Source organism: Glycomyces salinus (genome assembly GCF_016428645.1).
Lineage (GTDB): Bacteria > Actinomycetota > Actinomycetes > Mycobacteriales > Micromonosporaceae > Glycomyces > Glycomyces salinus.
In genome coordinates this window covers 198,047-209,280 of sequence record NZ_JAELXW010000003.1, presented here as the reverse complement: position 1 = coordinate 209,280, position 11,234 = coordinate 198,047, and the positions used below count along the sequence as shown (strand labels likewise).

General features: G+C 67.4%; 12 protein-coding genes. 8 read left to right on the top strand and 4 right to left on the bottom strand.

Annotated features, from left to right (window positions below):
* Positions 1-37: 37 nt before the first annotated feature.
* Entirely contained in the window at positions 38-568 is a 531-nt protein-coding gene (locus JFB92_RS02030) for a hypothetical protein (protein WP_199034364.1), read from the bottom strand.
* Between the two features lie 471 nt (positions 569-1,039).
* Here JFB92_RS02030 and JFB92_RS02025 point away from each other — a divergent pair, with 471 nt between their 5' ends.
* On the top strand, positions 1,040-1,459 hold the full coding sequence (locus tag JFB92_RS02025) for an NADPH-dependent FMN reductase (protein ID WP_233162141.1): 420 nt from the start codon (positions 1,040-1,042) through the stop codon (positions 1,457-1,459).
* Positions 1,384-1,581: a response regulator transcription factor gene (locus tag JFB92_RS26430; protein ID WP_199034363.1), complete on the top strand. Its 198-nt coding sequence runs from the start codon at positions 1,384-1,386 to the stop codon at positions 1,579-1,581. Before JFB92_RS02025 ends, JFB92_RS26430 begins: the two co-directional genes overlap by 76 nt.
* On the opposite strand, the gene JFB92_RS02015 is transcribed toward JFB92_RS26430, so the two are convergent.
* Positions 1,571-4,687 carry an AfsR/SARP family transcriptional regulator gene (locus tag JFB92_RS02015; RefSeq protein WP_199034362.1) on the bottom strand — a complete coding sequence of 1,039 codons (3,117 nt, stop codon included), beginning with the start codon at positions 4,685-4,687 and terminating at the stop codon, positions 1,571-1,573. The genes JFB92_RS26430 and JFB92_RS02015 overlap by 11 nt on opposite strands.
* 258 nt (positions 4,688-4,945) lie before the next feature.
* Here JFB92_RS02015 and JFB92_RS25980 point away from each other — a divergent pair, with 258 nt between their 5' ends.
* From JFB92_RS25980 to JFB92_RS02000, 4 genes are all read left to right on the top strand, one after another.
* Positions 4,946-5,074, top strand: coding sequence for a hypothetical protein (locus JFB92_RS25980; RefSeq protein ID WP_269847742.1), 129 nt, complete (start codon positions 4,946-4,948; stop codon positions 5,072-5,074).
* 33 nt (positions 5,075-5,107) lie between these two features.
* Positions 5,108-6,007: a questin oxidase family protein gene (locus JFB92_RS02010; protein WP_199034361.1), complete on the top strand. Its 900-nt coding sequence runs from the start codon at positions 5,108-5,110 to the stop codon at positions 6,005-6,007.
* Positions 6,008-6,656: 649 nt separating this feature from the next.
* Positions 6,657-7,580, top strand: coding sequence for a hypothetical protein (locus JFB92_RS02005; protein ID WP_199034358.1), 924 nt, complete (start codon positions 6,657-6,659; stop codon positions 7,578-7,580).
* 146 nt (positions 7,581-7,726) lie between these two features.
* Positions 7,727-9,379: a DUF6119 family protein gene (locus tag JFB92_RS02000; protein ID WP_199034357.1), complete on the top strand. Its 1,653-nt coding sequence runs from the start codon at positions 7,727-7,729 to the stop codon at positions 9,377-9,379.
* A gap of 60 nt (positions 9,380-9,439) precedes the next feature.
* Here JFB92_RS02000 and JFB92_RS01995 read toward each other — a convergent pair whose 3' ends face one another.
* Both JFB92_RS01995 and JFB92_RS01990 read right to left on the bottom strand, forming a co-directional pair.
* Positions 9,440-9,670, bottom strand: a complete 231-nt coding sequence (locus JFB92_RS01995; protein WP_199034356.1) for a hypothetical protein — start codon at positions 9,668-9,670, stop codon at positions 9,440-9,442.
* Between the two features lies 1 nt (position 9,671).
* Positions 9,672-10,001, bottom strand: coding sequence for a hypothetical protein (locus JFB92_RS01990; protein WP_199034354.1), 330 nt, complete (start codon positions 9,999-10,001; stop codon positions 9,672-9,674).
* 243 nt (positions 10,002-10,244) lie between these two features.
* Between JFB92_RS01990 and JFB92_RS01985 the strand changes: the two genes are divergently transcribed.
* A complete protein-coding gene (locus tag JFB92_RS01985; protein WP_199034352.1) occupies positions 10,245-11,051 on the top strand; it encodes a helix-turn-helix domain-containing protein in 807 nt (268 codons plus the stop codon).
* The gene (locus JFB92_RS01980) at positions 11,038-11,217 is read left to right on the top strand and encodes a DUF397 domain-containing protein (protein ID WP_233162140.1); all 180 of its coding nucleotides are present in this window, start codon (positions 11,038-11,040) and stop codon (positions 11,215-11,217) included. Before JFB92_RS01985 ends, JFB92_RS01980 begins: the two co-directional genes overlap by 14 nt.
* Positions 11,218-11,234: the final 17 nt, after the last annotated feature.

Sequence of the window (11,234 nt, the reverse complement as noted above, 5' to 3'; positions counted from 1 at the left end):
CCCCCCCCCCCCGCCCCTGTTCGCGTGGGCCGATCGGTCATGCGTAGGGGTCGTCGTCCTCGTTTCCAATTCCCCAGACGTCCTCGTCCTCGGTCAGCCAGGTCTCGCTGCTCTGGTCGTAGTCCGACATCGCCTGCTGCCGGGCCTGTTCGGGGTCCATCCCGCTCGCCACGTACTGCGACGCCCGCTGCTCGACCAGGTTCTCCACGGACTGGGTGAAGTCCTCGGGCAGTCCCAGGTTCTCCCAGCTCTCGCCCTCTCCTCGGTCCTTCGCGCAGTCGCCGCTGGCCCAGGCCGGGCGCACATGGATCTTGGAGTCGTTGATCATGCTGCTGCCGGCTCGCCAGACGTCCGGGGCGGGGAAGGGGACCTCCCCCGAGTCGCCGCCCTGGTCGGCGTAGAGCCGCTCCTCGAGGTACTCGAGCTCGGCTCTCGCGGCGTCGATCTCGTCGAGCGCCTCGATGAGGTTCGACCGCGCGACCTCGACCTGTTCGGCGAAGGCGTCGAAGTCGTCGCCTTCCCAGTGCCGGGAGAGCCGGGCGAGATTGCTCCCCAGTCGCTCTGGCACGTCGATCAGGTGCCCGTCGAGCAGTTCCTGCCATCCGCGTCGGATGTTCTCGATCGAATGGTCGGTGATGCCCTCCGGCCTGAGGGCTCCTCTGATTTCCTTGCGACATGAGAGTCTCCGATATCGGCAGAGCAGTCGGGGACGCCGGATCGGGATCGGGTGTTGGATCCGGCGCCCCCGGCTGCGGTTCGGTGGCCGTCAGGCCGGTGCGACCGCTCGAGCGGCGAAGCGACCGGCCGACGCGGACTTGCGGATTCGTTCTCCCATCGGGTGCTCCTTGCCCAGAGTCGATCTGCCGCAACCAGCCTGGACCAGACCTGCACGTCGATTGCATGTCCGCGGCATCTCCTCTGCACGCCCCGGGCGCGTCGGCGGTCGACCAGTCGCGTGACTGATGACCGGCCGGTCATACGGCCCATAGCGTCGGAACCGTTCACGACCATTCGCCTCGGAACCCTCGCAAGGAGCATCATGTTCGAGAAACTCAATCTCGCGGTCATCATCGGTTCGACCCGCGCGGGCCGGTGGGGGCCCGTTCCCGCGAAGTGGATCGCCGAGCAGGCTGTCGAACACGGCCGCTTCGAGGTCGACCTCATCGACCTGACCGAGCTCGACATGCCGCACTACCTGTCCGAGGACGACCAGTGGGCGACGCCGGGGACGCCGAGCGAAGCCGTCTCCGGACTCGGCGGGCGCCTCCACCACGCCGACGCCTTCGTGATCGTCACTCCCGAGTACAACCACTCGTATCCGGCCTCGCTCAAGCACGCCATCGACTTCTACATGAAGGAGAGGGCGGGGCAGCGGGACCGCTCGTGCGGTCGCTGGCCCATTCGGCCCAGTCCCAGTTCGCTCGCGGGCAGTACGGCGCCGCCGCGGCGGCGGGCCTGACCAACCGGGAGATCGGCGACCAGCTGTATCTGAGTCCGCGCACCGTCGGATACCACCTGTACAAGGCCTATCCGAAGCTCGGGGTGGCCTCCCGCACGGAACTGGGCCGCCTCAGGCTCTGACAGGACGGGCTCGACGTGGTCCCGGCGGCATACGCGCGTCATGCGCCCGGCACGTCGCGCCGTGGGTCCGGTCGATCTCCGCGCACCGCGGCGGCTTCAATCGCGGACGGTGCCCGATCCGGCGAGGTCCGCAGCGTCGGCCGAGTCGGGGGACCCCGATGTCGGTGAAGATGTCCAGCGCCCGTTGGGCGTGGGCACGCGCGGTCTCGGGAGCGCCGAGGGCGGCATGGGCGCGGGCGAGGGCCATCAGGCTCTGCCCGTGGCGCAGGGGGATATGTCGGGCCCCGAAGTTCTGACGGGCGCGTTCGGCGTACTCGACGGCGGCCATTGGAAGTCCGGCGTCCAAACTGATGTCGGCTGCGGCGAGCAAGGTTTCGCCGAGCACTCGGAAGTCCCGCGTTCCGTCGAGTTCGGACAGCAATGCCCTGATGTCCCGCAACGCACGAGCTGTGTCGCCCTCGTCGCCGCGCAAACTGGCCAGATGGCAGCGGGCTTCGAGTTCGTCCGATCGGAGATGGTACTGCCTCGCAAGGTCGAGCGCCTCGGTCAGGTCGGCCCGGGCTCGAGCGGCGTCGCCGGTACGTCGGCGAAGGTCGCCTCGCGCCAGCAGGGCGAGGATCTTCTTGCGGGGTGAGTCGGTGGCCTTCCGCATCGCGACCGCGAGTATCCGGTCGGTCTCGGCGAAGCGACCGGTGTCGAGGAAGACTCGGGCCAGCACGGCGTAGGAGCCGAAGTCCCGCCCTCGCTGCTCGGCCATTTCCGCGGCGCGCACCAGGCATCGTTCGGCCTGGTCGTACTTGCCGAGTTTGCGGCGGATCGCTCCGAGGTTCCCGCTGCGGACGATCACCGCCCTGGTGTCGCCCAGGTCTTCGGCGGCGGAGAGGGCCTCGCGCATGAGCGGCTCGGCGTCGGCCGGCCGGCCCAGATTGCTGAGGAGGGAGCCGTGCGAGGCGCGGATCATGCCGTCCTCGTCCCCGCAGCCGTGGTCTCGAATCAGACCTATCGCGATTTCGCCGTGCCGCACACCGGTTCTGAGATCGCCCATCACCGAAGCTATACCGCTGAGGAAGGTGTGCATGTGCGCGACGCCGGGCATGTCACCGTTGGACTCGGCCACCGACAGGGCACGCTCGGCGAGTTCCCGCAGCAGGACGAGACCGTACCCGGTGTTGAGCTGCGGACGTAGCGCGACGGTCAGCTGCCAGACCCTCGGATGATCCGACCATTGCCGGCAGGCGTCGACGACGTTGTCGAACTCGTCGACCAGTCGGGTGCGGCGGTGCCAGTCGATGAACCGTTCGATCGTGCGTTCGCGCTCCGTATCGGTCAGCAGTTCCTGCTGCCGTTGCCTGGCGTAGAGCCGCACGAGGTCGTGGAACCGGTAGCGACCGGGCCGGTGGTTCGCCAGCAGGTGGCCGTCGACCAGAGCCGACAGCGACCGCTCGTCGTCAGCCTCGGGTCCGGAGCCGATCGCCATCGCCATCTCGGCGGTGAAGTCCTCGCCGGGGAGCACCCCGAGTCGGCACAGCAGCGACTGCGGCCCGCGGTCCAGCGCCGCGAACGATCGGTCGAATGTCGCGGTCACGGCCACATTGGGATCGCCGTCCACCGAGAGCAGCTTGAGACGATCATTGTCCTCTGCCAGTTGCGCGGCGAATTCGGACACCGAATCATGGCTCCGGCTCGCCAGGTTCGCTCCCGCGACGCGCAGCGCCAGCGGATGGCCAGCGCACAGTTCGCCTATTCGCTGTGCCGCTTCAGGATCGGCACGCAGTCGTTCTTCACCCACCACCGATGCCAGCAGTTCGACCGCGTCGCGAGCGCCCAGCGGGTTCAACGTGATCGATCGCGCGCCGTGCATCGCGGTCAGTCCGCGCAGTCGCTCGCGGCTGGTCACGATCGTGACCGTGCCGCGCCCGCCCGGGAGCAGCGGGCTCACCTGCGCGACGGTGCGGGCATTGTCGAGGACCACCAGCACTTCGCGGTCCGCGAGCAGTGAGCGGTAGAGCGCGGCGGCCTCGTCCAGATCGGTGGGGATGGATTCACCGGGGTACCCGAGCGAGCGAAGCATCGATCCCAGTGCCTCGATCGGTGCCAGCGGTTCGGCCGTGTCGTAGCCGCGCAGGTTCACATACAGTTGACCGTCGGGGAAATCGTCGCGATGCCGGTGGCCCCAATGCACCGCCAGGGCCATCTTCCCGCCGCCGCCGACTCCGGTCGGGATCGCCGCCGCGGCCCGGTCCTGCTTGAGCAACATGTCGAGTTCGGCCAGTTCGCCTTCGCGACCGACGAACCCCGAGATATCGGCGGGCAGTTGCGCCGGAGTGGGAAGGTCCGGACGCGGCGGCGGGGGTTCAGCCGTCACCGCGGGGTTCGGCGCCTCGCCGCGAAGGATCTGCCCGTGCAGGCGCTGCAACGAGCCGTCCGGTGCCAGGCCGAGCTCGTCGGCGAGCCTGGCACGCAGATCGGAGTAGATCTGGAGGGATTCCTCGTTGCGTCCGGCGAGGTGCAGCGCCAGCATCAACTGGCCCGCGGTCTTCTGCCGGGAGGGATGGTTCGCGAGCAGGTCGCGGGCCCGCTCGATCGCGCTTCCGAAGCGGCCCAGGGCGAGTTCGGCATCGATGAGGTCCTCGTTCGCCGACAACCGGGCCTCGTCCATGCGGCGCGCGGCCGACTCGATCAGCTTCCCGGAGAGCCCAGCCAGGGCCGGGCCCTCCCACAGGTCCAGGGCCCGAAGCAGCAGTTGCTCGGCCTCGCTAGGCCGCCCCGCTGCGGCGCAGGTCTGGGCGCGAGCCACGTCGTGTTTGAAGTCCAGCCAATCCAGGTCGTCGGTGACCAGCCGGTAGCCGTCGCCGACGCGCTCGATGGGGTCTCCGCCGTTCGCGGCCATCTCCCTGCGCATGGAGGCGACGGCGTTCTGCACCTGCCGTCGGGAGGTCGCGGGCGGGTCCTCGTCCCAGAGAGCCGTGACCATGCGGTGCAGCGGAACCGTGTGGTTCGCCTCGGCCAGCAGCACCGCCAGCGCCTTCGACCGGGTCACACCCGCGATCCGAATCCGGTCGCCCGCGTTCCACACTTCCAGGGCGCCCAAGATCCGAAACCGCATGACCACTCCCTCAGTGCCCGGAATTCCTGCAGCGCACCGTCCATACCATACCGAAATTCCCCACAGGACGCGTACGAGTATGCAGTCCGGGAACGACCATACAAGCATGAGCGACATTGCGACGAAAGGAAACGGGCGACTCACGCGGAGTAGTCGGAGGTGGCGGTGATCGCGCGCGCATGCCCGGGACGTGCCGGAGGAGTGCGGGTCGACCCCAGACTGGCCGAGAAGCACTGCCGGTACCGAAGGGTGACCACGATGACCGATCGCGACCAGTCCCGACTCTACGAGGCGTGGGAACGCCTGCACCGAACCGGACCCGAATTCCAGGGCTGGCTGTCCACCCACGGCCCCATGGCCGTCGAATCCCTGGACAGGCACGGGTGAACCGAGTCGATCACCCCCTGGCTCGACCACTATGTGCGGCGGCTCGAACCGCCCCCGGGCCCCAGCGACCCGATCGACGCCCGGACCTGGTCCGAGGCTCTCGGCGATCCCAGGCGCCTCGGCGACTGGCCCGCCTGGTTTCGCCGCGAACTGGCCGAGGCTCCGTGGAAGTCGGTCCTGGCCGTGTGGTGGCCACGCCTGCTGCCGGGTATCGCTGCAGGCACGACCCACGGGGTCATCCGGGTCGGCCATGCCGTGCGGGTGCTGCGCGAACACGGCCCGAGTCCGATCGCGCTCGAGGAACTCGCGCAGGCGTTCGCCTACTGGGCGGCCCACTGGCAGCCCGTCCACGACCCGCGGCAGCCGATCGGTCAGAGCGGGGCGCTCGAAGCAATGTACGCCGTCTCTCCGATCGGCGACCGCAACCAGGGCATCACCCACCGGCTGGCCCAACTCGAGGGAACGGAGGCGTGGCAGGCCGACCAGCGGCGCGCCCGAGGCCCCAGAACACACGAAGAGGCGGAGCCGTTCCTGCGGGAACTGGTCGCCGCCGCCGTGGAGTACAACCGGACCCACGGAAACGGCAACCCGACGATGCTCGTCCACGCCGCCACCGCCCCGAACGCGGTACTGCGGGCGCTGCCCTCGCTACCGGAGGACATGCGCGTGCCCAGCGCCCAGGCGGCCTGGACGGCCGCGGCGGCACTGGTGTCGATCTACCGTCCAGATCAGGGACTTCCCGAGGACCGGCAACGGGCGTTCGCCGCCGAGACCGACGACATCGCAGAGGCGCAGGAAATGGCGCTGGCGACCGGCGACGAGCACGCCATCAAGTTCGCGGACACCGCCGACGACGTCCTGGCCTGGACCGGCGACGCGACCGCCGTCGCCGCGGTCACCACGACCAGCCGCCAACTCGCCACGGGCCGCTAGGCCGTGTCCGGTGCCTGCTCGTCACGGCGGTCGCGCAACCCGCAGAAACCGAAGCGGCCCCGGCGATCCTGTGCTCTTGCAGGTCGGCGGGGCCCTGTTGGCGGAGGATGGGGGATTCGAACCCCGACCGGGATCAACCGGAACCCGCTTAGGCAGGCGGTTCGATATTGACCGAGACATTGTCTTCTACCAGACCATACGCTGCCGCCGTCATCCATGGACCGAACTTTGGTCCGTATTTGGCACGGAGCGCAGTACACGCGGCGGGAGATGCGGCACGCGTCCAACTCTCACCGGAAGAGGAAGCCTCCGAAGTCACCGGAACCGAGGAGACATCGGATACGGAGTCCGATTCCGAGCCGGCCGAGACCGGAGCCGAGGCGTCCAACGAGGAGGAGAGCGAGACCGACTACTTCGTCTCGGCGTTTCCGAACTTCGACGCGGTCACCGAGTCCGGCTCGGGCGACAGCGTGATCAACCTACCCGCCGAGCAGGGCCTCATCACCGCCTCGCACCCGGGATCCTCGAACTTCGCCCTCACCGTCCTGGACGGCAGCAACGAAATGGCCGAGCTCCCGGTCAACACGATCGGCTCCTACGAGGGCACCACCGCATTCGGGCTTTCGGCCTCAGTGGCGAGTCCGTATCGTTGGAGGTCACCGCCGACGGAGCCTGGGAGATCACCATCACTCCGGTCGCGGACGCTCCCGAGCTCTCCGATCCGCAGGAGTCCACCGGCGACGCCGCCACTTGGGACGTCTCACACGACGGCGAGTCGAACTTCTCGATCGTCCAAGCCGGTGACGGCCTGATGGAATGGAACCTGCTGGTCAACGAGATCGGCGCCTACGAGGGATCAGTCCCCCGCCACCGCCGGACCGGCCATTGTGACCGTGAACGCCGACGGCCCCTGGACCATCGCCACCTCATGACCAAGTTCCGGTCCGACAGGCTTCGGCAGGCCGGATCGGGACACTTCGAAATCTTCCCGCGCTCCGCCGCACCGGAGCGATCCCTTCTCCGGAGGACCACCATGTCGTACCAACCTCACCAATCCGAGCCCTCTCCGATGCCGCCGACCGAACCGCAGGCACCGCCGCCCGAGGCCCCGAAAACCGCACCCCGACGACACACGACCTCCGTGCTCATCGTCGTGAGCGGAGCCTTCGCCGTCCTCTTCTTCTTCATCGGCTTCGCGACCGGCACCGAACTCGGCGGCGGCGATTCGGATTCGGCTTCGGATTCCGATTTGGCTTCCGATTCGCCCCAGTCCGAGTCCCCACTCGTCGAAGCCCAGGAAGCGTGTGCTCCAGGTTCGCCCGACGTCCGGATCGGCGACGACGGCGACACGCTCACCATCGACCGGGCATGGGCCGAAGAATCCCCCGGAGCCACCCAGCAAGACGTGCTGTGCATCTTCGACGAACTCGAAGTGCCGGACTCCGTGGTCTCCCGTATCGAATCCACACGGGCGCTCGACGGCACGCAAGAGGCCGAGTTCGGCGACTTCTCGGCCTTCTGGACGTTCCACCCGGACGACGGCCTGAACATGACCATCACGCTGGAGTCCTGAGACGCCGGTCCGGCCTCAGCTCCGGGGCCGGACCGGCACCACCAGGTGGGGGCTGTCCTTGATCCGACAGTCGATCGGCTTCCATCGATTAGTGATCATTGATTCACTGTTAGTGATCTCGATTTCTCGAGAAGGCGAGTTCCCCCATGATGTTCCGTCCCCCACCGTTAACGCGGCTCTCGACGCTCTACCGGCTCCTCGGCATCGAGCCGAACCTCGACGCGATCATCGACGCCTTCGAGCTGAAGCTGGAGAGGATCGACGCCGAAGGCGGCCACTTCGACGAGTTGGAGATAGCCGGCTGCCCGGCACTGGTGATCTACGGCGGCCAAGGCGGCCCTCCCGGGTGGAAGGCCGAAGCCGAGTCGATCACGCTGCGGAGCTTCGACTTCGTCAACCGGCGATGTTTCCTGCTCCTTGTCCTGGCCCTCGACGAGCACGTCTACGCACTCGGCTTCGGGGACGGCCACCGCTATATTCCGTCGCACTGCAAGGACGCGCGCTTCGGCCTGTCGCTGGCCGTGCGCGTAGCCGACACCGAACGCGTGAGGGACCTGGTACGCCGCAGGCCCGGTCAACGCGGCCGGATCGACTCGACACTGTCCGCGGACGGCCTGCCGTTCTGGATGATCCCGCTCGAGCAGCACCAGGAGATCGTCTCCCGGCTCGGATCGAGGACCGAAGAACTCAACCTCACCGCCGGAAGGAACGGCGAGCGGCGGGTGTTCGTCGACGGCGGGACCGGCCTCAAGACGCGATTCGGGAGCCGGCCCGAGTCCCTGGTGGGCGACATCCGCGAGATCGCGGCGACGCTCAGGGAGAAGGAACCCCTGCCCGGATTGGAGTTCATCGAGCACGTCGCGACCGTGCGGGACCCCGCCCTGATCCGGTCGCTCGAAGACCGGATCGACGAGATCCTGTCCGATCCCGAGGAGGCTCTGGGCCTGGTCGAGCTGGCGGTCCCGAACGAATGCCTCGAGGAATGGGACCGGGCCCGATTCGCCGACATCCGGATCGGCTCGACGACCATGCGCGTCGAGGAGGTGGAGCTCGACCCGATCCTGCGGCGGTCGGCGGTCCAGCCCGCGGGAAGTCGGCTCGAAGCGCTGCGGAAGGGGAAGATCCGCGTCTACAAGGACCACGGGCGGACCGAGGAGCTGGCCCACGCCTCCGCAGTGAAGTGGATCGAGGCCACGGTCTTCCACGGATCGCACCGCTACCACCTGATGGACGGCGTCTGGCTGGAGATCGACGCCGCCTACGCCGACAGCCACAACCCGCTCATCGAGGACCTGATGACCAAGCCGGGCGGCATCGAGCTCCCCGCCTGGAAGCACGGCTGGAAGGAACGCGGGTATCTGGAGTACGTCGCCCCGAGCACGCCGGGCACGGCGCTGCTCGACCAGAAGTTCGTCTTCCCGGACACCGGCGGCAGGCTGGAGCTATGCGACCTGCTCGGCCCCGACGACGAGCTCATCCATGTGAAGCAGGTCAAGGGCTCCGACTCCCTCAGCCACCTGTTCAAGCAGGCGTTGGTATCGGCTCGGGCGCTGCAGACCTCGGCGGAGATCCGAACGAAGTTCGTCGAGGTGGTCGAGCGGGAGTGCCAGGGCAGGACCCTGCCGCAATCTTTCGTGCCGAAGAAGGTGGTGTTCGCGATCAGGCACTACAGCGGCAGGCCGATCTCCGTCGAGTCGCTGTTCCCGTTCTCGAAGATCGCACTCGCCGACACCGCGACTCGACTGCAGGACATGGGCATCGAAGTTCAACTGATCTTCATCGACACCGTCCCCGATTGATCGGGGACCGGGGCCGGCCGCCCCACCGACCGACCGGCCCCTGGACCCGTATCGGAGCCGCTATGCGGCTCCGATGATCTTGCGGGCCTCGGTCTCGATCCAGGAGCACCACTGGTCGCCGTTCCAGGCGCCGTGCCAGTCCGACTTGACGCCGGGGCGATCGGTGAGGAGGCAGACAGGAGACGGCCCGTTGCCGTCATTGCATTCGACCCGGTAGGAGTCGCGGTCGAATAGAAAGACGGAGAAGACGGCCGGACCGCGCCGGAACTCACCGAGATAGGCGTCGAGCATGTCACCCATTGCAGTACCGGACCTGTTCGGGAGCCGGAAAGCTGGTGTCGTGCGCGCCGTAGAAGGCGAGGAATGCCTGGTCTTTGGCCCAGTTCTTCCAGGCGGCGCTGGCGGTGCGCCAGTCGTCGCCCCAGGTGGCGCGGAGGTGGCCGGTGTTGAGGCCGGAGACGACGAGGACGACGTCGGCCTGGTGTCCGTTGGCGAAGACTTGGAACGAGTCCGGGGCGACCGGCCCCGAGGCGCGGACGGTGAAAAAGCGCGGGCCGTCGCTGAAGTGTCCGCGGTCCAGGGAAGTGTCGCTCGGCTGTCGAGTTCGGCTTGGGTTGGTCACGTCGGTCTCCTCCCGAAGTGGAACGTGTACCGCTAGCTGAACACAACATACGGCCTGGTCAAGCCACCCCGAAACGGAAAGTTTCGCACGGTCCGGAGTGTGTGCGACGAAGCGGTGTCCCGCTGAGAGGCATCAAAATCGGGACGGCGGATCGTGACACCGAAAGTGGACTACTCACCTAGCGTGATGGTTTGTGATCATGGAGGAATGCCCACACCTTCACTGGCCCAATGGCGCGTCGGCATGATCCTGCGTGGGCTCCGAGAAGACCGCGGCCTGTCGATCCGCGCGGCGGCGAACATGCTCGGCACCAACAGCACCCGCCTCGACCGCATCGAGAAGGCCGGCAACCAGAAGGTCGATCCGGGCACCGTCACCGGTTGGGCCTTCGTCTACGGCGCTTCCGAGCAAGTCATCAACGAACTCAACGCCCTGGCGATGCGGACGCGAGAGACCGATGCCAACGGCTGGGAGAACGTCTTCACCACCACGCCAAAGTGGTTCCATGCCTTCCTGACCCTCGAGAAGGAAGCGATCGCCATCGACTGCTACGAAGCGGCGTTCATCCCGGGCCTACTCCAGATACAGCCCTACATGGAAGCGCTCTTCGATGCCGAGCCATCGTTGACCACCGCGGCCGCCGCCGAAGCCGTCCGCATGAAACGCATGCGTCAGGACTGGGTCTTCGACCGCCCTCACGGCAAGCTCGCGAGGATGCACTTCGTGCTCGACGAGGCCTGCCTGCTTCGCATCAGGAAGGCTCCGTACTACGAGGAGCAGCTTCATCGTCTCGAGGAGCTCGCCAAACTCGATGCGGTTGAGATCTCCGTACTCCCGATTGACCGGGGCGTGCATCCGTCGATGCCGGGTGCGTTCAAGCTGATGTCGTTCGACGGGCCCTATGCCCCAGAGCTGCTTTACCTGGAGTCGGTCTACGGCGGACGCTACATCGATGAGCGCCAGGGGGTCGCCCGCGCCCGCGAGGTATTCTCGGACACGCTGACCTACGTCATGTGCATCGAGGAGTACCTGAGCAATGTTGAGCCGTGAATGGAAAAAGTCAACTCGAAGCGCTGCCCAGACCGACTGCGTCGAGCTGCGCCAGCACGCCGACACGATTCAGGTGCGGGACTCCAAGCTCGGCGACGCCTCGCCGATCCTCGATTTGGACACGGCCACCTACACCGCCCTGCTCGCGGAACTCAAGCGCCACTAAGCGTCGGCGCTCTCCGC

Excerpts from the sequence above, each read along its gene's own strand:
- JFB92_RS02025 (WP_233162141.1), top strand. The coding sequence starts at position 1,040 with ATGTTCGAGAAACTCAATCTCGCGGTCATCATCGGTTCGACCCGCGCG.
- JFB92_RS02015 (WP_199034362.1), bottom strand. The coding sequence starts at position 4,687 with ATGCGGTTTCGGATCTTGGGCGCCCTGGAAGTGTGGAACGCGGGCGAC.
- JFB92_RS25980 (WP_269847742.1), top strand. The coding sequence starts at position 4,946 with ATGACCGATCGCGACCAGTCCCGACTCTACGAGGCGTGGGAACGCCTG.
- JFB92_RS02000 (WP_199034357.1), top strand. The coding sequence starts at position 7,727 with ATGATGTTCCGTCCCCCACCGTTAACGCGGCTCTCGACGCTCTACCGG.
- JFB92_RS01995 (WP_199034356.1), bottom strand. The coding sequence starts at position 9,670 with ATGCTCGACGCCTATCTCGGTGAGTTCCGGCGCGGTCCGGCCGTCTTC.
- JFB92_RS01985 (WP_199034352.1), top strand. The coding sequence starts at position 10,245 with ATGATCCTGCGTGGGCTCCGAGAAGACCGCGGCCTGTCGATCCGCGCG.
- JFB92_RS01980 (WP_233162140.1), top strand. The coding sequence starts at position 11,038 with ATGTTGAGCCGTGAATGGAAAAAGTCAACTCGAAGCGCTGCCCAGACC.